We start from the raw sequence: 25,316 nt of genomic DNA on the forward strand, positions 1-25,316 counted from the left end.
CCAGGTCGACCATATGAACGGGATCCTGAACGAACACATCCCCAATGAGACACACCAGTTCCAGTTTATCACGCTCGACCCGGTATTCATGGAACTCATGGCCCATCCCGGTACGCTTCGTATCATCCGCACGATGATCGGGGAATGGATGCGGCTGGACCACGCTTACGGGATTCAAATGGACCGGTTGACCGTGGAGCGGGGACACGTAAAACCCAACCTGCACGGCGGGCCGAGGCACGATCACGGCGAACACCAGTACCAGTGGTTCGACGGCAAGATGTATAACGGACTGATCGTGGTCATGTACGCCCTCGAGGACATCAACCCGGGCGACGGCGGGCTCATTTGCGTGCCGGGCAGCCACAAGTCGAACTTCCGGTACCGGCCGCCCGTCGATTCCCACCTGGTCGCGAACCCGTCCTTCATGGCGGGAGACATGCTCATCTTCACGGAAGCACTGGTCCACGGCACCACCACGTGGACTTCCGACCAGCGGCGGCGCGCGCTGCTGTACAAGTTTTCACCCGGATATTCCGCCTGGGTTTCCTCCGATGGACTGAACGATGTACGTGCCATAGCCGCCAACGATGTTCAGCGCGACCTGCTTCGTCCGCCGAGTGTCGGCAAGCGTACGCCCGTAGTGATCCCGGAAGGGTGAGTAGAACTGCAGTGCCGAATAACCGGAGACTTAATGATGAACGTGCGGGATGAGTATCGTTACAACCGGCTGACCTGGGAGGACATGAACGGGGCGATCGCCATGCAGAAGGTGGTGGTCCTGCCCACGGGTTCCACCGAGCAGCACGGCAAGCACCTGCCCCTCGACACGGACGCCTTTCTCGTCGAATCGGTCTGCCACGAACTGGGGCGGCGCATACCCGACCGGGTCCTCGTCTTGCCCACGGTCTCCTACGGGCTGAACCTGCACCACATCGACTTCCCGGGCACGATCCACATTGAGCCCGAGGTTTTCATCGCCTTCTGCGTGAACATCACCAAGAGCGTGGCCTACCACGGCTTCGAGAAGATCCTGATTGTGAACGGCCATGGCTCCAACGCGCCGCTGATCGACCTGATCGCCCGGAAGACGGTGCTTGCCACGGAGTCGCTGTGTTTCGCCGCCAACTACTTCACCTTCCTGATCGATGCCTTCAACGAAGTCAGGGAATCGGAGGTGTTGGCCCATGCCGACGAACTGGAGACCTCCCTGTACCTGCACCTGGCCGGCGATCGCGTAAAGATGGACAAGGCCGCTCCGGACATGGACCGGGTAGGGAAGTACTTCTCCTCCGACAGCACGGGGACGGTGCGATTCAACGATTTCTGGGGAAGATGGACGGGCCTGGGGGTCCACGGCGACCCGACGCCGGCGACGGCCGAGAAGGGCAGGATCATCTTCGATGCGTCCGTGGAAGGCCTGATCGAGCTGGTCGACGATATCAAGCAGTGGCCGATCGAGCAGCGTAGCGATCAGCACACGGGGCCGGTGCAGCGCGGGATCCGGTGGTGAATCCCTTTAGTAGCTCAGGAATCCCCCGTCCACCAGCCACGTAGCCCCGGTAACAAAACTCGCCTCGTCGCTGGCCAGGAACACGGCTACGCGGCCGATTTCCTCCGGCGTTCCCCGGCGATCCAGGGGGGTGTCCCGGAAAAACCTTCCTGTGGCACCCCGTCCAACCGCGTCCTCTCTCGGCCTGTCGCTTTGCTCCGTGTGAATATCGCCCGGCGCGATGCTGTTCACGCGGATGCCGTGGGCCGCCAGTTCGATGGCCGCGGATTTGGTGAGGCCGTCCATTCCGGCCTTGCTTGCGCAGTAGGCGGAGGCGCCTTCCTGCGCGGCGAACTGGGCAACGGACGAGACGTTGATGATCGAGCCGCCCGTTCCGCTTGCGATCATCCGTCGGGCCGCCTCCTGCGTCCCGATAAACGCGCCGGTCAGGTTGATGTCGAGGACGCTGCGCCAGTGCGCGTCCGTCTCATCCATGAAGGGACGCAGTTCAAGGGACTTTCCCGTCAGCGCGGCATTGTTGACCATCACGTCCACGGGCCCGAGCAAAGATTCCGCCTGGTCCAGCAGGGCGGTGACGTCCTCTCTTCGGCGCACGTCGCCCCGTTGTGCCTGAACGGTGAAGCCCTCGTCTCGTAAGCGTGCGGCCTCGCGCTCGGCGATCTCGATCCGCCGCTGGGCGATCATCACGGCGGCGCCCGCTTCGAGACAGCATCTGGCGATACCGAGACCGATGCCGGTACCGCCACCGGTGACGACCACGACTTTGCCTTTCAACCGGTCGCTCATAGGTACTTTAATCCTTGCTCCGTGACGCGTCCTCGCTCCGTGACGCACTCTCGCTCGGTGACGCGTCTTCATCCATCAGATCCGCGATTTCGCCGGCCGTGGCTTCGACCACCGGGAACGCCCGTTCCTCCAGCGTACGCAGGTCGAGCAGAAAACGATCTCCCGACAGCCGGCCGAATACGGGCGGCGACTGTCGTCTGAACGCGGCGGCGAGTTGTCGGTTCGTCCAACCTTCGGGCCGAAGCGCCACGACGCGGGACGGGAGTTGCTGGACCGGAAGGGCGCCGCCGCCGATCTCCGCGGAGGATTCCTCCACGGTCACGTAGACGCGATGCGCAAAACGGTCCGCGAGACCTTCAGCGAGTCGATGCGCCCTGGATTCGAGCTCCCCGGCCGTTGCAGCGATCATACCCGTAACCGCATGGCCATCGGCAAGCCTGCCCGGATCGGTAAACAACGCCAGGGTGGCCTGCAGGGCGGCGTAGACCATCTTGTCCGCGCGGAAAGCCCGCATCAACGGATCCTTCTTCATCCGGTCGAGGAGCTCCCTCCGGCCCGCGATGATTCCGGCCTGCGGGCCGCCCAGCAGCTTGTCGCCGCTGAAGCAGACCACGTCAACGCCTTGGTCGAGCGCTTCCCGCACCGTGTATCCGCTGTCCAGGCCGTGCCGACCGTACGCTGCCAGGTCGATCAGGGCGCCGCTTCCCTGGTCGTACACGACCGGTATGTCCCGCTCGCGGCCCAACGTCGCCAGTTCGTCGAGGGAGACCGAGACGTCCAAGCCGGCGAGGTCGAAGTTGCTCCGGTGGACGGCCATGATGAGGGCCGTCCGATCCGTGATGGCCGCTCGGTAGTCGTCCGGTTCGGTGTGATTGGTCGCTCCCACCCCGACGAGTCGGGCCCCGCCCGCGGCCATGACGTCCGGCATGCGGAAGGACCCTCCGATTTCCACCAGTTGTCCCCGGGAGATGATGACTTCGCGGTCCCGCGCCAGGGCGTGCAGGATCAGCATGACCGCGGCGGCGTTGTTGTTCACCACGATGGCCGATTCCGCTCCGGTCAAGGCGCACAGCAGCCCGGAAACCAGGTCGTGGCGCGAACCTCGCTTGCCCGTCCGGGCATCGATCTCCAACGTGCAGTACCCCTCGATCGCGTCGGCAACGGCCTGCCGCGCCGCCACGGACAGCACGGCCCGCCCCAGCCCTGTGTGGAGGATCACGCCCGTACCGTTTACGGCAGGTGTCAACGTACCGGCCGGAGGGCCTGCTGATGATGGATTAACCTGGTCTGGCATAAGATATGAGGGCGGTCCGCTCAGTAATGGCCCATGCCGCCGATGGAAGCTTGGTTTCCGGTGTCGACATTCCTGGCTACCATCGGCCGGCGATCACTTGCGTCATCGTCGCCTTGAACCGGTCCCAGGGAAACGCGGGTCCGGGATCGATCTTGCGATCCGGCGCGATGTCGCTGTGACGCACGATGTTGTCCAGGGGGATCCGGTAGCGTTCGACGAGCCGACCGGACAGCGACTCGACTTGCCCGACCTGGCCGATCGGATAGGGCGCCCACCAGTCGCCCCCGGCCGAAACGGGCAATGGTCCGCTGTACGGCGTCCCGTAGTCTTCCGGCCAGCAGTAGAAACTCCCGTCTTTCTTCTTCAGCCGCCCCCAGTTCACGATCTCGATGCCCAGCGACCAGCGGTTGCAGCCATCCCGCCCCCGCCACGTGCTGGTCCCGCAGTGCCAGGCGCAGTCTTCGTCACGGACCATCTGCAGCACGGCGCCGTCGAGTCCCACGATGTAATGGCAGCTCACGCGCCGCTCCGGGTCCTGAAAGATCGCGACGCAGTCTTCCAGCGAAGGACCGTCCGTAAAGTGAAGCACCAGCATATCGATCGGCGCGTCTTCACGGCTGGAACCATAAAGAGCGGGAATGAATGGTATATCTGCAGCGGCATTCGACATGTCTGACTCGTGTCCTTCCGGGGTTTTTTTCGTCCCTGGACCGTTCCCTGAAACTTAAAGGATGGACCTCCGCAAGGCAATCCGTTTCACCGCGTTCCAACGGCGCGGTGGCCACCCGCGTCGGTTGACACGAACCACCCCACCGAGTATACTGATGCCATGATCCTGAAGCGCACTACACCCGTTTTCAGATGCCTCGCGACCAGGCAGGTCCGGCCTTGACCACCGACGCCATTCCAGCGCCCTCGCTGCAGGACCGATACCTCAAAAACCGCGGTCCGGTCTTTCTTACCGGCATACATGCCATCGTCCGCTTCCTGCTGGACAAGCAGCGGCGTGACGCCCTTTCCGGCGGTACGGTGCGGCGCAGCTTCATGGCCGGTTACGAAGGCTCGCCCCTCGGCGGCCTCGACCTCGAACTCCGGCAACAGGCCGCCCTGCTCAGTGAAGCGGCACCGTTCGTACACCAGGCGGCAGTCAACGAGAAGACGGCGGCGGCGGCGGTGCACGGCAGCCAGTATGAAGGAAACGTGGACGGGTTCTGGTACGGCAAGGCCCATGGCGTGAAATGGGCCCTGGACGAATTCAGCCTCGCCAACATCGCGGGAACGGGTAAGGACAGCGGCGTCGTCCTGTTCTGCGGGGACGACCACATGGCGAAGAGTTCCGGTTACCCCGCCAGCAGCGAACAGGCCCTGCGCGACGCGCGCATTCCCGTCTTCTACCCTTCGACGGTCTCCGAGGTAATCACCTATGCGCACTACGCCCTCGCGCTCAGCAGGTACGCGGGGGTCCTCTGCGGGATGAAACTCGTAACGCCCATCTGCGACGGTGCCGAAACGGTGGACGCAAACCCCGATCTTCCCAGGGTGACGCTGCCGCCGGAACCGGCCGGTGGTCGGCCGGAATCGGCTGAATCGACGGGTCGGCCTGGACCGGCTGGACGGCCCTACAAAAAGCGCTTTCACCAGGTGGTCATCTCCACGCAGTCCATCCCCTTCGAAGAGGAATTGGCCACGGTGCGCCTGGAAATCGCCGCCGAGTACGCCCGGGTGAACGGGATCGACACGGTCGAGAACCCGGAATCGGACGGTCCCCTCGGTATCATCGCGACGGGAAAGAGCTACGCCGACGTCGTCCAGGTGCTTCGACTGCTGAACCTGGAGGACCGGGTGCCGATCCTGAAGCTGGGCGTGATCTATCCAGTCAATCCGTGGACGATCCGGGAGTTCGCAGGGCGCCTGAAGACCGTGGTGGTCGTGGAGGAAAAGGGTCCCTTCGTGGAAGAAACGGTGGCCCACGCGCTCCTGGGCACCGGCGTAGCACACGTCTACGGGAAGCGAGGTCTGGATGACCGCCCGCTCATTCCCGCATATGGAGAGTTGAATCCCGACCAGCTCACAATACTGCTCGGGCCGATACTGCAGGAGCTCTACCCATCGGCGCCCATTTACGATCGCATGGAGGAATTAAGCGCCATCGTGGGACGAGACCCGGGCTCTTTCGCCCGGCGTACCGCCCACTACTGTCCCGGATGTCCCCACAGCGTATCGGCCCGTGCGCCGGATGGGGAGGTCGCGGGGGGCGAAATCGGCTGCTCTTCGCTGGACGCCTATATCGAAGCAGACGGACGGGGCGTGCGGTGGATACCCACCATGGGCCTAGGCGGCGCCATCTACAACGGCATGTTTCCGTTCAATGAGAACCGGCACCTGTTCCAGAACATCGGCGACGGCACGGTGCTCCACAGCGGCCTGATCACCATATTCAGCTCCATTTCCCACGGCGCCAACATCACCTATAAAGTCCTCTGGAACCACGTGGTGGCCATGACCGGCGGCCAGGATATCGCCGGACAGCCCACGCTGGACGACTTCGCGCTGATTCTGCTCGGCATGGGCGTGCAGGATGTAACGGTCGTCAGCAAATTCCCGCAGCAGGTATCGCTCAAACGCGCCCGGGCCGCGTTGAAACCGGGCCAGCACCTGCTGCTCGAACCGCGGGATCGCCTCGAATCCGCCCAGGAGAGCCTGTCGCGAAAACCCGGCGTGAAAGTGCTGATCTACGACCAGGAATGCGCCACGGAACACCGACGACGCCGCAAGCGTCAGCATCTCGCCCCCGAACGGTACGTCTTCATTCACGAACGGGTGTGCGAAGGATGCGGCGACTGCGGACAGCAGTCCATGTGCCTCGCACTCGAACCAAAAGAAACGGAGTTCGGACCCAAGACCGCCATACTCCAGTCGGCCTGCAACCAGGACCTGTCCTGCCTGAAGGGCGACTGTCCTTCCTTCCTCTCCGTCGAACCGGTCGGAGACAGCAAGCCGTTAAGGCCGGAATGCCCCTCACTGGACGAATCGGACCTTGCAGCACCCGCCGTCAGGGCGACGATTGATGGAGCATACTCGATTCATCTCATCGGGATCGGCGGCACGGGCGTCGTGACCGTCGCCCACTTGCTGGCCGTCGCGGCGCTCTTCGACGGGAAGAAGGTGAGCGAGATGAACCGCACGGGGCTGGCGCAGAAAGGTGGTCCCGTGGAATCGCCCATCGTCCTGGGGGAAGGCGAGGTCCCCCCTTCCAGCTATATACCCGCCGGGCGGTGCGATCTTTACCTGGCGGCGGATATCGCCGGTGCGGTGAACCCCCTGAACCTTCAGGCCGCCGCCGCGCACCGGACGGTGGCCGTAGTGAGCCGGTCCGGCGTCCCGACTGCACAGATGGTGTACGATCCCCAGGTGCCCGGCGCCGACGTCCCGGCCATGGAAGCGTTGATCGAAGCACACACCCGATCGGAGGACGATATCTTCATCGATGCGCAGGACTACGCGATGAAGCTCTTCGGGAATCACATCGTGGCCAACGTGTTTCTCCTCGGCGTAGCCTTCCAGGCCGGGCACATCCCCCTGCAGGCCGGGAGTATCGAGCGGGCCATCCGGTTGAACGGCCAGGCCGTCGACGCCAACATCCAGGCCTTCCGATGGGGTCGCATGGCCGTGCACGACCGGGCCCGGCTGGACGGGGTCGTGGAGGAACCCGAGCCGGATTCGGATGAACTGGTCCGCCGCTATGCGCGATTACTCGGCCGTAAGCGGGCGCAAGCCTTCGAGGCGTTGATTGGAAGGATCCCCGTCCACCAGGAATCGTTCCGGAGAAGCTGGGTCATGCGTGTGGGAGAACTGATCGCCTTCCAGGACGCCAGGCTCGCAGAGCGGTTCGCCGACCGGATCGCACGGGTCTACAATGGGGATAAGCGAACCGGCGGACCGGACCGCGAATACCTGCTCACCACGCACGCGGCTTTCATGTTGCACAAGCTCATGGCCTACAAGGACGAGTACGAGGTGGCCCGGCTGCTGACCGACCCGTCCGAACCCGGTGTCGCGGAACGGTTCGATGGTCCGGTCAGGGTTTCCTACCATCTGCACCCGCCGCTGCTGCGGGCGTGGGGACTCGACCGCAAGCTGCGGCTGGGACCCTGGTTCAGGCCCTTTCTACGGATAATGGCCCGATGCAGATTCCTTCGGGGAACGCCCTTCGACCCCTTCGGATACACCGCGGCCCGGCGGGAGGAACGTGCGCTCGTAACCTGGTACGCATCCCTGCTGGACCAGGCCCTCGCCGTACTCACTCCTGAAAACTACCCCGAGGTATCGGAACTGTTGCGACTGCCGGACGAGATCCGCGGGTACGAGCATGTCAAGCACCGCTCGGTGCTCAGGGTGAAGAAGAAGGCCGCCGAAATGCTTGAAACCCTCCTGCAAGGCGCGGCATCGCGCCCGGTCCGCAACCGTTAAAGCCCGCTAAGGCCCTTCAAGGCCGGACAGCCATCAGAGATGCAACCAGGGAAGATGCAAATGAATGGCCGTAGTTCGCCCGCGCCGGGCAGGTTCCACGACCTGGACGCGCTGCGCGCATTCGCCATGTTGCTCGGCATCGTGCTGCATACCTGCCTCTTCCTCATGCCCGTCGACGACTGGCCGATCCAGGACAGGTGGGCGGACTCCCACGATTTGGAGAACAATCCCTACGCGTTTTTTTTCGGCGTCATTCACGGTTTTCGCATGCCGATCTTCTACCTGATCAGCGGCTTCTTCACCGCCATGCTCTGGCAGTCCCGGGGCCTGGACGGCCTGGCGCGCCACCGCCTGCACCGAATCGGACTCCCCCTGCTGGCGGGAATGTTGACGATCATCCCGGCGACGAACGCGTTCTTCATTCCCGTGACGCCCCTGACGTGGATGTATTCCTGGCTGTCCAGCCTTGCCCACCTCTGGTTCCTGTGGTACCTGGTCCTCATGACGGCGGTCTTCATCGCCTGCGCGAGGCTCGGCCTGCGGTTCCGCCATCCGGCCTGGTGGCTGCTCCTACCGGCCAGCATCCTTCCACAGTACCTGATGCGGGAGGGCATGATCGGCGCGGACGGATCGGCGGACTTGATCCCGATCCCCCACGTGTTCGGCTATTACCTGGTCTTCTATCTGTTCGGCGCGTTCTTCTACCAGAAGCGTATCGAAGTGCAAAGGTGGTGGTCCACGGGCCTGGCGCCGGCCACTCTGGTGGCGATGCCCGCGGGGTACCTCCTGCTGGATCCCGAATCATTGGGGTTGGCGCCGTCGAATGCCGTCAGGTGGACCGCCGCGGTAATCGGCGCAGTCTATACCTGGCTGGCCTGTTTCGGTTTGTTGGGGCTGTTTCGGTGGATCGCGTCGAAGCAAAGATACTGGATCCGCTACGTCTCGGACGCGTCATATTGGCTGTACCTGGGCCATTTGCCGCTCGTACTCGGTGGACAGGCGTTGGCCGTGTCCTGGCCCTTCAGCGTGCATCTCAAGTTCACGCTGATCTGCGTCGCGGTTACCGGCATCCTGCTGGCGACCTATCAACTGGGCGTACGGTACACTTTTGTCGGTAGGGTGCTGAACGGCCCCCGCGTCCGTCATTAGCCAGACAAGGCGCCGATACGTTCGGCATTCGTCACGCCGGGCCGGACAGATCACCAGGGATCGGGGATAAGCGGTCTCGAGGCCGGACCCGGGGTTACCCCGGGTGTGATCGCCCGGCCTCTAAAACCGTCACTTCACAGGATGGATATGTGGCGTAGGGTGGTCGGCGCCGTCAGCTGCTGACCAAAACCTTCTTCAACGCGGCGATGAAGGCCTCGTTCTCTGCCTGCAGGCCGGCGGTTACGCGCAGCCAGTTGTTCATCCGCCAGCGGCGCTTGCCGTTGCCCACGAGCACGTTGTACTCTTCGAACAGCTTCCGGGTGACCTCGTCGGCGTCCGTGCGCACGTTCACCAGCATGAAGCTGGACTGGCTGGGCACGTACTCGAGTCCCATCTCCTCGAACTGGCCGGTGAGATAGTCATGCCCGGCCCAGGCCGCCGCTCTCGCCCGGTCCTGGTAGTCCTGATCCTCTATGCAGGCCTCCGCGGCGACCACGGAGAGCGAGCTGACCCGCCCGCCCTTGTTGTCTTCGAGCTTCTCGATGACATGGGGCCGGGCCAGGCCGTATCCGATACGCAGGCCCGCCATGCCCATGATCTTAGAGAAGGTGCGGGTTACGATGACGTTCTCGTGGTCCAGGATGAGCGGCGCGGCGCCGATGCGGTCCTCCGGGTTCCGGGCGAACTCGATATAGGCCTCGTCGACGAAGACCATGACGTCGGAGGGGATGTCGCTGACGAACTTCTTGAGGTCGTCGAACGGCGCGATGATGCCCGTCGGATTGCCCGGAGACGTGATGACGACGACGCGCGTGTCCTCGGTTATGGCCGCCTTCATGGCGTCGAGATCCTGGTGGAAGTCCGGAGTCGTGCGGACCAGGCGTGCCCGGGCGCCGTAATTCCGGGCCGTACGGACCACGCCGCCGTAACCGGGCGCCGCCTCGATCATCTGGCCGCCGTCGCGCAGGTAGGCCGAAGCGATGGCGAAGAGCACTTCCGATGACCCGCACCCGAGGGTCACCCAGGGCTCGGCCCGGTCTTCGTTGTTGTTCGAAGGTATGACGACCGGCAGTCCGTGGCGTTCAGCGATCTGGCCGTAGAGCCCACGGCCGCGATAGTACCGGTTGAACTTGTAGACGTACTGCATGATCGCCTCGACGGCACGGGGCGACGGACCGATCGGGTTCTCGTTGCTGCTCAGTCGGATGAATCCCTCGGGGACCCCCCAGCCCCGCACGGGCCGGACGCGGGGTCCCGCCACTATCTGCGCCGCGGCTTCGTAGCTGCCCAGGGAAGCCACCCCGGCGCCCACCGCGAGCCCCTTGAGGAACTTGCGCCTTGTGAACCCGGGAGCCGCCAGGTTCATCGCCTTTATCATGTTCGACATCACACCGTCCTTTGATCAGGTACTCGAATCGATCGTACGAACGATCAACTGCTTACCAGCACCTTCCTCAGCGCTGCCATGAAGGCCTCGTTCTCTTCCATCAGGCCGGAAGTGACCCGCAGCCACGTATCCATTTCCCAGCGGCGCTTTCCGTTGCCGACCATAACGTTGTATTCTTCCCTCAACTTGCGAACGACTTCATCCGCATCCTTATGCACGTTGATCAGCATGAAACTGGACTGGCTGGGCACGTACTCGATGCCCATTTCGTCGAAATTGCTGGCAAAGTACTCCTGGCCTTCCCAGGTCACCTTCCGTGCGCGGTCCTGGTAGTCATGATCCTCGATCCCTGCCGCCGCGGCATTGGTCGAAAGCATGCTGGGCCGCCCGCCCTTGTTCTGGTTCAGCTTCTCGATGACTTCGGGGCGCGCCAGGCCGTAGCCGACGCCGAGTCCCGCCATGCCCATGATCTTGGAGAACGTACGGGCCACGATCACGTTTTCATGGTCCAGGATCAGCGGCGCGGCGCCGATCCGGTCTTCGGGATTTTTCGAAAACTCGATGTAGGCCTCGTCCACGAAGACGATCACGTCCGACGGGACCTCCTGAACGAACTTCCTCACGGCATCCGGTGGGACGAGCACGCCGGTCGGGTTGCCCGGGTTCGTGATGACCACCACCCTGGTTTTTTCGGATATGGCGGCCTTCATAGCATCGAGGTCCTGCTGGAAGCCGGTGGTCAGGGGGACCCACTTCACCGTGCCGCCATTGGGTTCCGCGACACGGAATACGCCGGCGTAGCCTGGCGTGGCCTCGACCATTTCAGCCCCGTCACGGAGATAGGCGGAAGCGACGGCGTACAGCACCTCCGAAGATCCGCAGCCCAGGGTGACCCAGGCACCGGGCGGCGTGAAGGAATTGGGCGCCCACTCCACCACGGGCAGCCCGTGCCGCTCGGCGATACTGGCATAAATGTCCCTGTTCCGGTTGTAACGATTGAAGGAATACACATTCTCCAGGACCGCTTCAACCGCGCGGGGCGATGGGCCGATGGGCATTTCGTTACCGCTCAGGCGCACGAGACCTTCGGGCACGCCCCACCCGCGTACGGGTCTCGCGTTGGGTCCGGAGATCATCTGTGCCACGGCCTCGTAACTGCCCAGCGATAATGCGCCTGCGCCCACCATCATACCTCTTAGAAAGCCTCGCCTGGAAAAACCGGAAGGAGCTTCCTCTATCCTGTCCGCCCTGTCTACCATGATGAACTCCTTGAAGGATTGTTCTGGTAACAATTGTTCTGCAGGCCTTGGGAATATGCCTGGCAAAATGCGTGCGTGACGCCATGTGGAAGCGCGGCCGCGTCAGTTACGATTCCTGAAACCTGGATCCGCTGATCGGTCAATGTAATGCGCAACGCATGAAATGACAAAGGTATTGTGGATGTTATACAACTTCGGGGCGCCCGGTATTCACAATCATGTCAACGGACAGGTCCGCCGAGTCGAGCCGGACGGGCCTGGCCGCCCAACCGTTTCGCTTTCAGGCCGCGCACAGGAAGTCTTTCACTTCGACCAGGCCTGAGTCCGCGAGCGCCTGGCGTATCAGCTTTCGTGCGCCCCGTGAGGACACGGCGACGATGAGCATCGGATGGCGGTAGCGGGACCAGGCCGAAACCAGTTCTTCGGGACCCACGATGGGCGCGTCTCGCATGCGGCTGCCGATTTTCCGGGGAGAAATGTCCACGAAGGCATCCACCGGACGGCCCATGCGGACGATGTGCCTGGTCAACCGGCGGCCGGTCTGGCCCGCGCCCCAGACGATCAACCCGTCCCGGTTCTGCAGCGGACCGTTGACCAGGAAGTGCGCCTTGACGCGCAGGAAGTTCTCCACCGAATACCGGGCGTCCGTTCGCGTCAAGCGGTCCGCGTGCTCCCGCCAGTACAGCAGGACTTCCGGCACTTTGGCGAAACGCTGCCCGGTGGCGTGGTAGCGGAGCCACAGGTCGTAATCCTCCGGCCATCCGGTATCGCGGTATCCCCCAAGCTCCACGAGTTCGTCCCGTCGTACCATGGCCGAGGGATGGGCGATCGGACTTTCGATGAAGATCTCCCGGGCAATATCTCCGGGCTCGACGAGGCTGTTGAGCCAGGCCTCGTAGACCTTCATGCCCTCGCCCACCGCGCCTTCGGCGAAGATTTCCACGAGCGACCCGGCTACGCTGATATCCGGCCGGGCGTCCAGCAGTGCCGCCTGCCGGGCGAGACGGTCCGGGCGCATTCGGTCATCGGCGTCCATGCGGGCGACCCACTCGCCCCGGCACCGCGACAGTCCAAGGTTCAGCGCCTCGACCAGGCCGACTCGGCCGGGCCTGACTGGCTGTATTCTCCGGTCACCGCGGCCCCATGCCTCCAGGATCATCCCGCTGTCGTCGTCCGACCCGTCATCGACGGCGATGACTTCGAAGTCGCCCAGTGTCTGCGCGGCGATGCTCTGCAGGGCTTCGGGAAGCGTGCCGGCGGCGTTGTAGACCGGCATCAGGACGGATATGCGCGGCGTGGACATGGACGTAACGGTGTTGGTTGACACGTCTCGCGAACCGGACCAGGCCGAAGCGGGCTGGACCAGGTTGGACCGAGCCGGGCCGGGCGGCCTAGCCCTTGACCACGATGTTGAGCAGCTTGTCCGGTACGAAGATGTTGCGGACCGATTCCTTGCCATCGGTCCACTGCCGTACGCGTTCGCTGGCGAAGGCGGCCTGCTCGATTTCCTCGCGGGGCGTACCGGGCGGCAGCTCGAGCCTGTCCCGTACCCGGCCGTTGATCTGGATGACGTATTCGATCGTGGCGGAAACGATCAGCGACGGATCGTACTCCGGCCAGGGCACGTCGCAGACCATGCCCTCGTGGCCCAGGCGGGTCCACAGTTCCTGGGAGATGAAAGGCGCGAAAGGCGCGGCCAGTTGCAACAAACGGTCGATGGCTTCGCGATAGTGTGAGGACGCGTTCTGCAGGCCGTTGAGCAGTTCCATCAGGCGCGCGATGGCCGTGTTGTACTGAAACGACGCCATGTCCCCGGTGACGTCCCGGGTCTTGCCGTGCACCAGGGCGAGCAGTTCGGGGTCTTCGACCGGCGCTTCGCTGAAATCGGTCCCGGCGGCGTAGCGCCAGAGCCGGTCGTAGAACCGCCGTACGCCGTTGATGCCCGCGTCCTGGAAATCACCGCCCACCTGGTAGGGACCGAGGAACATGAGATAGGTGCGGAAGGCGTCCGCGCCGAAACGGTCCAGGTATTCGTCGGGGTTGACCACGTTCCCCCTGGACTTGCTCATCTTCGCGCCGGAACGGATGATCGTGCCGTGAGCCCGGAACTTCTTGAAGGGTTCGGAGAAGGAGACCAGGCCGATGTCGTGCAGCGCCATCGTGATGAAACGGGTGTACATGAGGTGTAGCACCGCGTGCTCATTGCCCCCGACGTACATGTCCACGGGCAACCACTGCTCTGTCATCTCCGGGTCGAAGACCACGTCATCCCGTTCCGAGCTGGGATACCGGAAGAAGTACCACGCCGAGTCCAGGAAGTTGTCGTTGACGTCGGTCTCCCGGATGGCCGGACCGCCGCACACGGGACAGGTGGTGTTCAGGAAAGACGGGTCGCGTGCCAGCGGGCTCCGACCGGTGCCGTCCGGCTTGAAGTCCTCCACGTGGGGCAGGATCACGGGCAACTGGTCCTCGGGAACGGGCACCACGCCGCACTCTCCGCAGTGGACCATCGGGATGGGCGGTCCCCAATACCGCTGGCGGCTGATGCACCAGTCCCGCAGCCGGTAGTTGACCTGCCGTTTCCCGACGCCGTGGGCTTCCAGCCAGTCCGAGACCGCGCCCACGCCGACGGTGCTGTGCGTGCCGTCGAAGGGTCCGCTGTTGATCATGGTCCCCTCGCCGGTATAGGCTTCCTCGAGGACGGCCGCGCCGTCGTATCCGTTCGTCGTGTCTTCCGATCCGCTGATCACTTGCACGATGGGCAGATCGAAGGCCCGGGCGAATTCGAAATCTCTCTGATCATGGGCCGGAACCGCCATGATGGCGCCCGTCCCGTAGGTCATCAGCACGTAATCGGATATCCAGATCGGAATCCGGGTGTCGTTGACCGGATTGACGGCGTAGCCGCCCGTGAACACGCCGGTCTTTTCGCGGGTGGCGTCCTCGCGCTCGATGGCCGTCTTCCGGCCGCTTTCCTTCACGTACGCATGGACGGCCGCGCGCTGCTCCTCAGTGGTCACCACGTCGACATAGGGGTGTTCCGGCGCCAGGACCATGTAGGTGGCGCCCCAGAGCGTATCCGGCCGCGTGGTAAACACGCTGAGCTTCTCGTCGTGATCCGCCAGCGGAAAGTCCACTTCGGCCCCTTCGCTCCGGCCGATCCACCTGCGCTGCGCGGTCTTGGTCGTTTCGGACCAGTCGATGGTCTCCAGGTTCTCCAGCAGTTGCCCGGCGTAGGCCGTGATCCGGAAAAACCACTGGCGCATGTTCCGCTGCTCCACCTGTGCGTCGCATCGCTCGCACACCCCGCCTTCGGCCTGTTCCGCCGCGAGCACGGTGTTGCAGGAGGGACACCAGGTGACCGGTGCTTCCTTCTGATAGGCCAGCCCGGCCTTGAAGAGCTGGATGAAGATCCACTGCGTCCACCGGTAGTAGTCCGGGTCGGTGGACTGTACTTCGTGACGCCAGTCGAACATGGCACCAAGGCGCTTGAACTGCCGGGTGAAATTCTCGATGTTCTCGGGGATCAGACGTCCGGGATGGGTGTTGATCTTGAGGGCGAAGTTCTCGGAATGAATCCCGAAAGCGTCGAAGCCCATGGGCTCGAACACGTCGTATCCCTTTGCGCGCATGTATCTTCCGTGGATATCCGCGCCCGTATAGGCGAACACGTTGCCCACGTGCATGCCCTCGGCGGAGGGATAGGGGAACATCATGAGGTTGTAGTAAGGATTCCGCGCCGTCTCCAGGTCGACCTCGTAGGTCCCTTCCGCATCCCAGCGCTCGATCCACCGCGCCTCGACCGCCCCGTGATCGTATCTGTCGCCGTTCATTGCTTCCCCGGTTTTCATTTCTCGAACGTTGTCCCCGGCCCGTTGCTGTCCGGAGGCTGCCGGTTTCCTTTCCTCTCGTGATTTGCCCCCGTAATTTATCTATCTTGATTGTAGAAATCAAGTTACGACTTTACATTGGATGACGGCCTGTCTTCGTGACGACCTGTCTTCGGGTAATGCGCAATAGAGTTCCAGTCCAAAACCATCAGAGAGGACCGCCATGCCAACCCGGAATCCCCATCTTCTGCGGGACGATGCCATCCGCCGGTTCATCACGGACGGGTACGTGCAGGTCAACGACGGCCTGCCCGCGGAGTTTCACCAGGACCTGTACCGCAAGATCGAGACCGTGCTCGAGGAGGAAGGCAATCCCGGCAACAACATCCTGCCCCGGATTCCCGAGATCCATAAGGTCTTCGACCAGCCCTCCGTGCGGGGAGCGCTGACGAGCCTGCTCGGACCCGGATACCTCATGCATCCCCATCGGTACTGCCACCTGAACAAACCGGGCAGTTCCGGCCAGCAGTGGCACAAGGACGATTACATCTTCGACCACAACGTGAGGCATGCGCGCTGCCGGTGGGTGATGGCCTTCTACTATCCCCAGGACGTGAGCGCGGACATGGGGCCCACGGGCATCCTGCCCGGCAAGCAGCACCTCAACAGGATTTCCGATTGTGACGCGTCCAAAACCACAGAGTCCGCGCTGGGACTGTGCGGCCCTGCCGGGACGGTTTCCATCGTCAACTTCGACTCATGGCACCGGGCCACGCAGAACGTCAGCGAACAGAACCGGTACATGCTCAAGTTCCAGTTCACCCGTTCGCGCGAGCCGGCCGGGCCCGCATGGGAAGGTGGAAACCGCGGCTGGAAGCCTCAGCCGGAGGACGAGCTCCCCGCTGTGTCCGAGGCGGTATGGAACTGGTTGGCGGGAGGGGATTTCGGCGAGGCGGATGCGAAGGGGGTATCCATCGATCGATGCCTGGCCGCCCTGGACGATGATGACGAGCGGGTACGGCTGCAGGCCGCGTACATGTTCGGCAGGAAGGGTGAAGAAGCGGTGGAGCCGCTCGTGGAACGACTATGCGCGACCAGTGAAGAGCAGGCCCTGGCGAGCGTACCCAGGAACCCGGCGAATCCTGCGGGCGGCAATCCGTCGGAACTGCCCGCCGCCTATGCGCTGTCGGCCGTGGGACGTCCAGCGGTCAAGCACCTGGAGGCCCTGCTCGAAGACGATTCCTGGTGGGTACGGGCTACCGCCGCGGACGTACTGGGCGACATCGGGCTGCCGGCTTCAGGCGCGCTGCCGGCGCTGTTGCGTGCGGTTGGCGACGAGGACGCGTGGGTACGCCGAAACGCGTCCGAAGCCCTGGCGGTCCAGGGCGGTTTCAGTGACGAAGTCGCCCCTGCGCTTCGAGGCGCGCTCGGGGATGAGGACGAGCGAGTCCGGCGAAACGTCGCTTTCACCCTGGCCAGACACCCGATTCAGGATGCGGATCTGGTCGATGACCTGGTCGCACGCTCGGCAGAAGACGAGGGACGATACGTCCGGTACTACGCCATGGCGGCTGCAGCTCGCATGACCTCCGGTGCGGACCGGGACGGTTTTCTGGATGCCATGCTCGCTGCGCGCTGGTGCCCTCTGACGACCCGGAAGAGTGCTTTTTGAAGAAAACCTTGAAAATTGAACACCTATCGTTTAATTTTCAATAATGATGATCTATCGACAAGAAACACAGTCCATAGAATCGGCTCTGGACCAATTCCCTGCCGTGGGCCTGATCGGCAGCCGCCAGTGCGGCAAAACCACGCTGGCCAAAGACGTCGCCAGCCGGCGCAAAGAGGGTGCCATCTATCTGGACCTGGAACTTCCATCGGACCGGGCCGCACTAACCGAACCGGAACTGTACCTGGATCGGCACGTCGACAGGCTGGTCGTACTCGATGAGATTCAGAGGCATCCGGAGTTGTTTCCCACACTGAGGGGACTGATAGACCGGGACCGCCGGCCGGGACGCTTCCTTGCACTCGGCTCCGCCTCTCCCCACATGCTCCGGCAAAGCTCGGAGAGTCTGGCGGGACGAATTTCCTTTGTGGAACTGACACCGTTTCTCATTTCCGAGGTCATGCGGGCAGACGATGACACACGCGAAACGACACGCAGGCTCTGGTTTCGGGGCGGTTATCCGGAAAGCTATCTGTCCGGCGACGACGCCGGGAGCTTAACCTGGCGTCGCGCATTCATCACGACCCTTCTCGAACGCGACATGCCACAGTGGGGGTTCCGGGTTTCGTCCGTGCGCATGCGTCGGTTCTGGGAGATGCTGGCCCACGTGCATGGTCAGGTGTGGAACGCGAGTCGCTTCGCCAATAGTCTCGACACCTCCGCGCCTACGGTCCGACGCCACCTGGACCTGCTTACCGACCTGCTGCTCGTACGCCAGTTGCAGCCTTTGCACGCCAATTTAAAAAAACGCCTGGTGAAATCTCCCAAAGTGTATCTTCGCGACTCCGGACTTCTACATGCCTTGTTACTCCTGAGCGATCCGGAATCCATCTACGGTCATCCTTGCCTTGGCGCGTCGTTTGAAGGATTCGCCATCGAGAATGTTATCAGCCTGTTACCGTCGTTTGCCGACGTGACGTTTTATCGTTCTCATACGGGAGATGAAATCGATCTGGTCGTATCGTTGCCAGGTGGCCACCGTATCGCTGTGGATGTCAACTACACGGCATCGCCCCGCGTCAGCAAAGCATTCAGAACCGCCATGGCCGATCTTGGTATTTCACGGGGATACATCGTGACTGCGGGAGAAACAGCCTTTCCGCTCGACGAAAGCATCGAGGCGGTTCCCCTGCATCTCATCGCGCATCATATTGGATCGTGGTGAGCAGTTTGGGCGTTTACCGACATTCCGCCTACGCACTGATCCGGCGTAACAGCAGGTATAACGGGTAGCTCAAGACGACCACGCCAAGGGCCGTCAGGCTGACGGCCGTACCGCCCACAATGTTGCCGGCGAGGAAAGCCACGGCGCCTGCGAGGGTGAGCGCCGTCGTCCACGGGTATCCCCAGGCCCGGTACGGGCGGGGAAGATCGGGTTCCTTTCTTCTCAGGAGAAAGACGGAAAGGAACAGGATGGCGTAGTTGACCACGGTGAAGAACGCCAGGGCCTCGACCAGGCGTACGAAACTGCCGCTGAACAACAGGAAGATGATCGTGGCCGCCAGGCTGGCGACGAGCGCCGTCGTGGGCGTGCCGCCCCGGTTTACCCGCCGGCACTGCTTGAAGAACAGGCCGTCGGTGCTCATGGCGTAGATCACGCGGGCGGCGAACATGTATCCCAGGTTGATCCCCACGATCAGGAATCCGGTCAGGAACGCCGTGATGACCGTCTCCGCAAGCGGTCCCAGCAAAGTCTCGACAGCCCGTCCCACGGCCAGTTCCGCGCCGACGATCTCCGACATGGGCAGCATGCGCAGCAAGGCGATGTTGATGAGCAGGTAGACCGCGATGACGATACCGACGCCCACGAACATCGACCGGGGAATCGTACGCCCCGGATCGGCCATTTCTTCAGAAAAATAAGCGGTAAACACCCAGCCGTCATAAGCGTAGAGCACCCCTCTCAGTGCCACGATAAAGGCCAGGGCCAAGGCCCATCCCGCGGGCATGGACGGCAGAGCGGCCGCCTCACTCTCCGCACCTCCACCACCCGCCAGTACGAAACACGCGATGATGAGCACCGCGAAAACAACCGCCTTGATCATGCTCGCCGCGTTGTGAAGGCCGGTTCCCCATTTCACGCCCCGCCACTGGACCAGGGCGAAGGAGACCGCGATGGCCAGGCACAGCGGCAGGCTGTACTTCGGAATGGCGGGCGTCAGGAGATGGAGGTATTCGTTGATGACGACGATGGTCATCGCCGTTGCGCCGCACCAGTTCAGCCAGTCGGTCCACCCGCTGACGAACCCGACGAAGGGGCCGAGGGACCGGTGTGCGTAGACGTAATAGGCCCCGGCCCGCGGCAATGCGGTAGCCAGTTCGGCGGCGGAAGCCGTGCTGAACAGCACGAATACGCCCGCTCCGATCCAGGTGGCCATGTACCACCAGGGATCGGGCAACTGGGCCGCCACTTCACCCGGCGCACGCAGGATGCCGAGACTGACGATGCCCCCGAAGGTGATGGCCAGTCCCGTGATCAGGCCGAGTACGCGCAGCAGACCGCCGCGGGAAGACGCGGAAGGCATGGATGGATCCTTGATTTGGAAGAATGATCAGCGATTACACCCTGATCGTTTGCCCGTCAGCGCGAAGGGGATTATATTGTCCGCGCAAGTTGAAACACTGTGCATTTCGGCTTTTTTCGTCGGGAATACGCAGGGTGTATGCATCAGTACCTGTCAGACTTGCCCTGGCTGAATCCAGGACACCAGAACGTAGAGCATGGATCTATCGCTTAAATACGGACTCAATCCCCATCAACATCCCGCCAGGGTGATCCTGCCGCCAGAGTCTCCGCTGCACGTGCTCAACGGAACGCCGGGTTACGTCAATATCATCGACGCCATGGGCGCATGGCAACTGGCCCGGGAATTGAAACAGGCTACCGGGGTACCTGGAGCGGCGTCCTTCAAGCACGCCAGTCCTGCCGGGGCGGCAATCACCGCTGAACTTGAAGATACGTACCTGGCCTCGCAGTTCCTGGCCGGAAAGGATTATTCACCCGGTGCCACCGCCTACATCCGTGCCCGCGGAGGCGACCGCATGAGTTCCTTCGGGGACGCGGCGGCCGTGAGCGAGGTGGTGGACCGGTCCCTGGCCAACATACTCAGACGGGAGGTATCGGACCTGATTATCGCGCCGGGATACGAACCGGATGCGCTGGAAGTCCTCCGTGCGAAGAAAGGGGGCGGATACCTCGTCCTGGAGATCGACCCGGACTTTGAACCGCCTGATGTCGAGCAAAGAACGCTGTTCGGCCTCCGGTTGGAACAGCCCCGCAACGACGCGGCCATCACGCGACAGACTTTTTCCAACAAAGTCACGGACAACAAGGACGTACCGGATTCCGCGCTCGACACCCTCGTCGTGGCGACGATCGCCCTCAAGTACACCCAGTCCAATTCCGTCTGCGTGGCCTACGACGGCCAGGTGATCGGCATGGGCGCGGGCCAGCAGTCCCGCATCCACTGCACCCGGCTGGCCTGCGACAAGGCCGACAAGTGGTTCCTGCAACAGCATACCCGGACACTGGACCTCCCGTTCCGCGAAGGGCTTAAACGCACCGAGAAGACGAACATCGTCGACCAGTACCTCCTGTGGGAGCAGCTTTCCGACACGGAAGAGGCCCGCATGCTGGGTGACCTCGAAGAACGCCCCGTGCCGATCTCGCCGGAAGAACGGCGAAATCACATTGCCCGTTTCGAGGGGATCTGCCTTTCTTCGGACGCCTTCATCCCCTTCCGCGACAACATCGACCGGGCGGACCGAAGCAACGTGCGGTACGTGGCGCAGACGGGCGGTTCAACGGCGGACACGGGGGTGACGGAAGCGGCCGACAAATACGACATGGTCATGGCCCACACCGGCCTGCGGCTGTTTCTACATTAACACGGACGCCGATCGTTCCCGCTACACGTTCCCACTACACGTTTCCGCGATCACCGCTTTCATCCGTTCCGGGTAATTTGTCAGGATCCCGTCCACGCCCATCCCGATAAAGTTCCGCATGTCTTCGGGAGTATCCGCGTAGAATACGTGAACACCCAGTCCTGATTCGTGCGCCTGCTGAACAAAATCCGGCGTGGTCATGTCCCGCCCCGGCTGTGTCGTCCGAAGCCCCATTTCCGCCGATGACCGAATGTAATCCTCGGGTGAGCGGTTGTTCGGAAAGATCCGGCAAGCTATTCGCGGGTCGATTTCGGTGAATATCCCAACGCTCTCATCATTGCAGGCCAGAATGGAATCGCCCATCATTCGGAACGCGCGCAGCGCCTTCGCTACCTTACGTTCAAATTCGCCATCCGGGCTTCCACCCTCTTTGAGGTGTACATTGAGCCTCACTTTACCCCGAACGAGATCCAGCGCTTCCTCCCAGGTCGGCACGCGTTCGCCGCGAAACCGATCGCCAAACACCCTTCCGGCGTCGAGCGCCCTGATCTCGGCAAGTGTGAGCTCGCCAATCGCGCCCGTACCGTCGGTTGTTCGGTCTACGGTGGCATCGTGCATGACGATGAGATGCCCGTCCCGGGTAGAATGGAGATCGAGCTCGATCTCATCCACGCCGATTTCCAGCGCCTTCTGAAACGCGCGCAACGTGTTCTCGGGGTAGTTTCCCGACGCGCCGCGATGGGCGACATTGGCAACCACGTGTAATTCCTTAGCCAATTGGGGCAGGTATAGTTAACTAACATCGATCAGGGAGCCCTGTTATATTAGTGAATAAATCTGTTGTATCACAACGCTTTCGTAACGCTAAGGAGTAGAAGACAGGATGAGCGACAAAAGACCCAATGTCATTCTGGCCATCACGGACGACCAGGGCTATGGCGACCTGGGATGCACCGGGCATCCGTGGTTGAAAACACCCCGTATCGACGCCTTTCACGATGACGCGGTCCGTCTGACCGATTTCCACGTGTCGCCCTTATGCACACCGACGCGCGGCGCCCTGATGACCGGCCGGCGGCCCGTGCGCAACGGCGCCTGGGCGACCTGCTGGGGGCGATCCATCCTGCGTATGTCGGAGACGACTATGGCGGACGTCTTCGGCGCGGCCGGATACCGCACCGCCATGTTCGGCAAATGGCACCTGGGCGACAACTACCCGTACCGGCCCCAGGACCGCGGATTCAAGCACGTGGTGGCCCACAAGGGCGGCGGCGTGGGACAGACGCCCGATTTCTGGGGCAACAACTACTTCGACGACACCTATTTCCACAACGGCGTGCCCGTGGAGCACGCGGGATACTGCACGGACGTCTGGTTCAACGAGGCGATCCGCTTCATCGAGGGGTGCGCGGGTGGTCAGTCCGCGACCGGTGAGGCCGGATCAGCCGCACCGTTCTTCGTCTATCTCTCCACCAATGCCCCGCACACCCCCTATCTCGTGTCCGAGGCATACGCCCGGCCCTACCGTGGTAACCCCGACGTGCCGGAGCCCGAATTCTGCGGCATGATCGCGAACATCGACGAGAACTTCGGCCGACTGCGAAGGACGCTTGCCGAACAGGGCCTGGAAGAAAACACCATCCTGGTCTTCATGACCGATAACGGGAGTTCCGGGGGCAGCGAACTAGACGAGAACCAGTATGCGGTTCGGGGATACAACGCGGGGATGCGGGGAAAGAAGGGGTCCTACTATGACGGCGGTCACCGCGTGCCCTTTCTGATACGGTGGCCGGGCGGCGGTCTTGGTGGCGGACGGGACGTCGACGAAATGAGTCTACATATCGACGTGCTGCCGACTTTCATCGACCTCTGCGGTCTCGACGCCCCGGACGTAGACTTCGATGGACAAAGCATTGCACCGCTGCTGCATGGCGGCCAGGAGCGTCTGCCCGGCGACCGGGTCCATTTCCTTCAGTATCGCCAGGATACCGTGCCGCCGGAGAAATGGACCAATGCCGTGATGACACGCCGCTGGCGGCTGGTGCGGGGCGAAGAACTGTACGACATCAAGATCGATCCGGGGCAGCGCCAGGACGTGGCCGACGACCATCCGGGCGAGGTGAAGCGGTTGCGCGGCGCCCATGACGCCTGGTGGGACGAGATCTCACCCGGACTCGAAACATATTGTCCCATCACGCTCGGCGATCCGGCCGAGAATCCCGCGCGCCTCTGCGCCATGGACGTGCTGGGGGACGTGGCCTGGCACCAGACCCACATCACCCAGGCCAAGGAAAGCACCGGTACCTGGGCCGTCGAGATTGCGCTGCCCGGTCGTTACAGGTTCTCCCTGCGCCGCTGGCCTGCCGAGCGCGACCTGGCCATCGACGGCGTGATCCCGCCCGACGAGGCAAGGACCCTCATCTACGCCCCGGAGGATGCCCGTTCCGAGGCGATCCGGCCGGTCGAAGCGCGCCTGTCGCTTTTCGACGAAGAACGGAGCGAACCCCTCGAGTCCGGCGACAAAACCGCCGAGTTCACCCTCGCGATCCGAAGGACGGGAACAACGCTCCTGCATGCTTCATTCATCGAAGAGGAAGGCGGTATCCAGGGGGCGTACTACGTGGACGTCGAGCGGCTGGACGAAGCGGAATGATGATCAGGCCGGTACAGTTCGGCCGATTCCCAGGGCTTCTCCGAATCGCTCGACCGACGTCTGCAATCCATCGATCAGCCCCTCGTCGAAGGCGGTCAGCCTGGCGTCCGTTGAACGGCAGCGCGTCGTGATGGGCAGTCCGATACGCTGCAGGTACCGTTTGCAGGTGACGAGGTACTTGTTGTTGACGACCGGCGCCAGGGACGTCATCATCCGCTGCACCTCCTCCGCCGTTTCCGGCTGTTCGTCATACTCGGTACACAACCAGGCAAACAGTTCGGGGAATACGTTGCCGGCAACGGGAGAAATCCCGGCGGCCCCGTAGCGAAGCCCCGCGAGGCCGGTTTCGAAGTGGGCGTTGTAGACCCCCAGTGGCGTGTCGCGAACGGCGTCGATCTTCCGGTGGAGCAGATCGATGTCGCAGACCGTATCCTTGTGGTAGAGGAACCTTCCGGTAGCGCCGAGATGCCCGAACAGTCCGGGCGACAGTTTCCGGTGATAGGGCGTAGGGCATTCGTAGAGACCCAGGGGAACGGGATCCGTCAACTCGAGCAGTCGTTCCATGTTCCGCTTCAGCACTTCCTCGCCCTCGCTCCTTTCGGCCATCAGGCAAACGATGACGACCACCGCGTCCACGCCCATATCGGCCAAATGCCTGACAAACCTGGCCTGGTGCTCAATAGGACCGCCGAAAGTGCCGGTGGCGACTACGGGTACCTCGCCGGCAGCCCGGCTTACGACACGTTGCGCTACGGCCAGGCGCTCCACGTCATCCAGGTGAAACATCTCGCTGGAGCCGCAGCAGGCAAAGAGACCCGCCGATCCTCTCTCGATGTACCAGTCGGTCAAGGCGTCCACGCCGTGCCAGTCGATGGTCCCGTCCTCGTGAAAGGCGTTGAGCATCACCGGCCAGAGGCCACGGGGCAGCAGTCGGGTTGACATGGCGTCGCTTCCTGTGGGTTTGAGTCTGTCCAGGATTTCCGCGTCATACGTTCGGCTTACGGATCATATCGTTGTGCCGTCTTCCGTGTCAAGAGTAACCGGGTCACGTCGGGCAGGGGGCGTGGGAGACGACCACTGAGACGTATGATGCGACGCACCCTGTAGTCCTTTACACCCCCCGGTCCCAAAGGTATATTTCCGGGTAGCGATCCTGACATCCGCACACGAATTGCCATACCCTTCCATCGACGCAAAAGCCGGTATATTCCGGTTCAACTTCCGAAAGATAACCATGTCCGTTCTCGGCCTCACCTGTACCCGATGTAATGCCCAATATCCCCTGGCGCCGATGTTCTTCGGCTGCCCCGCCTGCATGGACGGGGAAGGGGGAGGCGCCGACGAGGCAGGGGGCGGCG

At 62.8% G+C, this 25,316-nt stretch carries 18 protein-coding genes; 8 read left to right on the top strand and 10 right to left on the bottom strand.

All coding sequences use genetic code 11. The features are described 5' to 3' along the window. Positions 1 to 13 precede the first annotated feature (13 nt). Both F4Y38_04530 and F4Y38_04535 read left to right on the top strand, forming a co-directional pair. Positions 14 to 661, top strand: coding sequence for a hypothetical protein (locus tag F4Y38_04530; protein ID MXY48552.1), 648 nt, complete (start codon positions 14 to 16; stop codon positions 659 to 661). Positions 662 to 694: 33 nt separating this feature from the next. Then, the gene (locus tag F4Y38_04535; protein ID MXY48553.1) at positions 695 to 1,513 is read left to right on the top strand and encodes a creatininase family protein; all 819 of its coding nucleotides are present in this window, start codon (positions 695 to 697) and stop codon (positions 1,511 to 1,513) included. Between the two features lie 6 nt (positions 1,514 to 1,519). Here F4Y38_04535 and F4Y38_04540 read toward each other — a convergent pair whose 3' ends face one another. The 3 genes from F4Y38_04540 to F4Y38_04550 form a co-directional block, all read right to left on the bottom strand. After that, positions 1,520 to 2,371 (bottom strand): glucose 1-dehydrogenase, encoded by an 852-nt coding sequence (locus tag F4Y38_04540; protein ID MXY48554.1) that lies wholly within the window; start codon positions 2,369 to 2,371, stop codon positions 1,520 to 1,522. Beyond that, positions 2,307 to 3,593, bottom strand: coding sequence for an L-seryl-tRNA(Sec) selenium transferase (locus F4Y38_04545; GenBank protein MXY48555.1), 1,287 nt, complete (start codon positions 3,591 to 3,593; stop codon positions 2,307 to 2,309). The genes F4Y38_04540 and F4Y38_04545 overlap by 65 nt, the downstream gene beginning before the upstream one ends. A gap of 76 nt (positions 3,594 to 3,669) precedes the next feature. After that, positions 3,670 to 4,263: an N-acetylmuramoyl-L-alanine amidase gene (locus F4Y38_04550; protein ID MXY48556.1), complete on the bottom strand. Its 594-nt coding sequence runs from the start codon at positions 4,261 to 4,263 to the stop codon at positions 3,670 to 3,672. Positions 4,264 to 4,454: 191 nt separating this feature from the next. On the opposite strand from F4Y38_04550, the gene F4Y38_04555 reads away from it, so the two are divergent. Together F4Y38_04555 and F4Y38_04560 are read left to right on the top strand one after the other, a co-directional pair. After that, positions 4,455 to 8,063: an indolepyruvate ferredoxin oxidoreductase family protein gene (locus tag F4Y38_04555; protein ID MXY48557.1), complete on the top strand. Its 3,609-nt coding sequence runs from the start codon at positions 4,455 to 4,457 to the stop codon at positions 8,061 to 8,063. A gap of 39 nt (positions 8,064 to 8,102) precedes the next feature. Beyond that, on the top strand, positions 8,103 to 9,212 hold the full coding sequence (locus F4Y38_04560; GenBank protein MXY48558.1) for an acyltransferase family protein: 1,110 nt from the start codon (positions 8,103 to 8,105) through the stop codon (positions 9,210 to 9,212). Between the two features lie 172 nt (positions 9,213 to 9,384). Here the strand turns inward: F4Y38_04560 and F4Y38_04565 are convergent, their stop codons facing one another. The 4 genes from F4Y38_04565 to F4Y38_04580 all read right to left on the bottom strand — a co-directional run bounded on the left by F4Y38_04565 (position 9,385) and on the right by F4Y38_04580 (position 15,709). Continuing rightward, positions 9,385 to 10,599, bottom strand: a complete 1,215-nt coding sequence (locus F4Y38_04565) for an aminotransferase class I/II-fold pyridoxal phosphate-dependent enzyme (protein ID MXY48559.1) — start codon at positions 10,597 to 10,599, stop codon at positions 9,385 to 9,387. A 44-nt stretch (positions 10,600 to 10,643) separates the two neighbouring features. Further along, a complete protein-coding gene (locus tag F4Y38_04570; GenBank protein ID MXY48560.1) occupies positions 10,644 to 11,858 on the bottom strand; it encodes an aminotransferase class I/II-fold pyridoxal phosphate-dependent enzyme in 1,215 nt (404 codons plus the stop codon). 280 nt (positions 11,859 to 12,138) lie between these two features. Further along, a complete protein-coding gene (locus F4Y38_04575; protein MXY48561.1) occupies positions 12,139 to 13,317 on the bottom strand; it encodes a glycosyltransferase in 1,179 nt (392 codons plus the stop codon). Continuing rightward, positions 13,250 to 15,709 carry a leucine--tRNA ligase gene (locus tag F4Y38_04580; protein MXY48562.1) on the bottom strand — a complete coding sequence of 820 codons (2,460 nt, stop codon included), beginning with the start codon at positions 15,707 to 15,709 and terminating at the stop codon, positions 13,250 to 13,252. The genes F4Y38_04575 and F4Y38_04580 overlap by 68 nt, the downstream gene beginning before the upstream one ends. A gap of 202 nt (positions 15,710 to 15,911) precedes the next feature. Here F4Y38_04580 and F4Y38_04585 point away from each other — a divergent pair, with 202 nt between their 5' ends. After that, entirely contained in the window at positions 15,912 to 17,360 is a 1,449-nt protein-coding gene (locus tag F4Y38_04585) for a hypothetical protein (protein MXY48563.1), read from the top strand. A gap of 46 nt (positions 17,361 to 17,406) precedes the next feature. Further along, positions 17,407 to 18,582 (top strand): ATP-binding protein, encoded by a 1,176-nt coding sequence (locus F4Y38_04590; GenBank protein MXY48564.1) that lies wholly within the window; start codon positions 17,407 to 17,409, stop codon positions 18,580 to 18,582. 28 nt (positions 18,583 to 18,610) lie between these two features. On the opposite strand, the gene F4Y38_04595 is transcribed toward F4Y38_04590, so the two are convergent. Beyond that, a complete protein-coding gene (locus F4Y38_04595; protein ID MXY48565.1) occupies positions 18,611 to 19,942 on the bottom strand; it encodes an APC family permease in 1,332 nt (443 codons plus the stop codon). A 196-nt stretch (positions 19,943 to 20,138) separates the two neighbouring features. Here F4Y38_04595 and F4Y38_04600 point away from each other — a divergent pair, with 196 nt between their 5' ends. Continuing rightward, the gene (locus F4Y38_04600) at positions 20,139 to 21,305 is read left to right on the top strand and encodes a phosphoribosylaminoimidazolecarboxamide formyltransferase (GenBank protein MXY48566.1); all 1,167 of its coding nucleotides are present in this window, start codon (positions 20,139 to 20,141) and stop codon (positions 21,303 to 21,305) included. 21 nt (positions 21,306 to 21,326) lie between these two features. Here F4Y38_04600 and F4Y38_04605 read toward each other — a convergent pair whose 3' ends face one another. Next, complete coding sequence (locus F4Y38_04605) at positions 21,327 to 21,977, bottom strand: hypothetical protein (GenBank protein ID MXY48567.1); 651 nt, start codon at positions 21,975 to 21,977, stop codon at positions 21,327 to 21,329. Between the two features lie 211 nt (positions 21,978 to 22,188). Here F4Y38_04605 and F4Y38_04610 point away from each other — a divergent pair, with 211 nt between their 5' ends. Beyond that, positions 22,189 to 23,958, top strand: coding sequence for an arylsulfatase (locus F4Y38_04610; GenBank protein ID MXY48568.1), 1,770 nt, complete (start codon positions 22,189 to 22,191; stop codon positions 23,956 to 23,958). Between the two features lie 3 nt (positions 23,959 to 23,961). Here the strand turns inward: F4Y38_04610 and F4Y38_04615 are convergent, their stop codons facing one another. Then, the gene (locus F4Y38_04615; protein ID MXY48569.1) at positions 23,962 to 24,900 is read right to left on the bottom strand and encodes a dihydrodipicolinate synthase family protein; all 939 of its coding nucleotides are present in this window, start codon (positions 24,898 to 24,900) and stop codon (positions 23,962 to 23,964) included. Positions 24,901 to 25,316 lie beyond the last annotated feature (416 nt).

This window comes from Gemmatimonadota bacterium (genome assembly GCA_009838645.1).
Taxonomy (GTDB): domain Bacteria; phylum JAAXHH01; class JAAXHH01; order JAAXHH01; family JAAXHH01; genus JAAXHH01.

Coding starts and splice junctions, on each gene's coding strand:
- F4Y38_04530 (MXY48552.1), top strand. CDS start 14: ATGAACGGGATCCTGAACGAACACATCCCCAATGAGACACACCAGTTC.
- F4Y38_04535 (MXY48553.1), top strand. CDS start 695: ATGATGAACGTGCGGGATGAGTATCGTTACAACCGGCTGACCTGGGAG.
- F4Y38_04540 (MXY48554.1), bottom strand. CDS start 2,371: ATGAAGACGCGTCACCGAGCGAGAGTGCGTCACGGAGCGAGGACGCGT.
- F4Y38_04545 (MXY48555.1), bottom strand. CDS start 3,593: ATGCCAGACCAGGTTAATCCATCATCAGCAGGCCCTCCGGCCGGTACG.
- F4Y38_04550 (MXY48556.1), bottom strand. CDS start 4,263: ATGTCGAATGCCGCTGCAGATATACCATTCATTCCCGCTCTTTATGGT.
- F4Y38_04555 (MXY48557.1), top strand. CDS start 4,455: ATGCCTCGCGACCAGGCAGGTCCGGCCTTGACCACCGACGCCATTCCA.
- F4Y38_04560 (MXY48558.1), top strand. CDS start 8,103: ATGCAACCAGGGAAGATGCAAATGAATGGCCGTAGTTCGCCCGCGCCG.
- F4Y38_04565 (MXY48559.1), bottom strand. CDS start 10,599: ATGTCGAACATGATAAAGGCGATGAACCTGGCGGCTCCCGGGTTCACA.
- F4Y38_04570 (MXY48560.1), bottom strand. CDS start 11,858: ATGGTAGACAGGGCGGACAGGATAGAGGAAGCTCCTTCCGGTTTTTCC.
- F4Y38_04575 (MXY48561.1), bottom strand. CDS start 13,317: ATGGCAAGGAATCGGTCCGCAACATCTTCGTACCGGACAAGCTGCTCA.
- F4Y38_04580 (MXY48562.1), bottom strand. CDS start 15,709: ATGAAAACCGGGGAAGCAATGAACGGCGACAGATACGATCACGGGGCG.
- F4Y38_04585 (MXY48563.1), top strand. CDS start 15,912: ATGCCAACCCGGAATCCCCATCTTCTGCGGGACGATGCCATCCGCCGG.
- F4Y38_04590 (MXY48564.1), top strand. CDS start 17,407: ATGATCTATCGACAAGAAACACAGTCCATAGAATCGGCTCTGGACCAA.
- F4Y38_04595 (MXY48565.1), bottom strand. CDS start 19,942: ATGCCTTCCGCGTCTTCCCGCGGCGGTCTGCTGCGCGTACTCGGCCTG.
- F4Y38_04600 (MXY48566.1), top strand. CDS start 20,139: ATGGATCTATCGCTTAAATACGGACTCAATCCCCATCAACATCCCGCC.
- F4Y38_04610 (MXY48568.1), top strand. CDS start 22,189: ATGAGCGACAAAAGACCCAATGTCATTCTGGCCATCACGGACGACCAG.
- F4Y38_04615 (MXY48569.1), bottom strand. CDS start 24,900: ATGTCAACCCGACTGCTGCCCCGTGGCCTCTGGCCGGTGATGCTCAAC.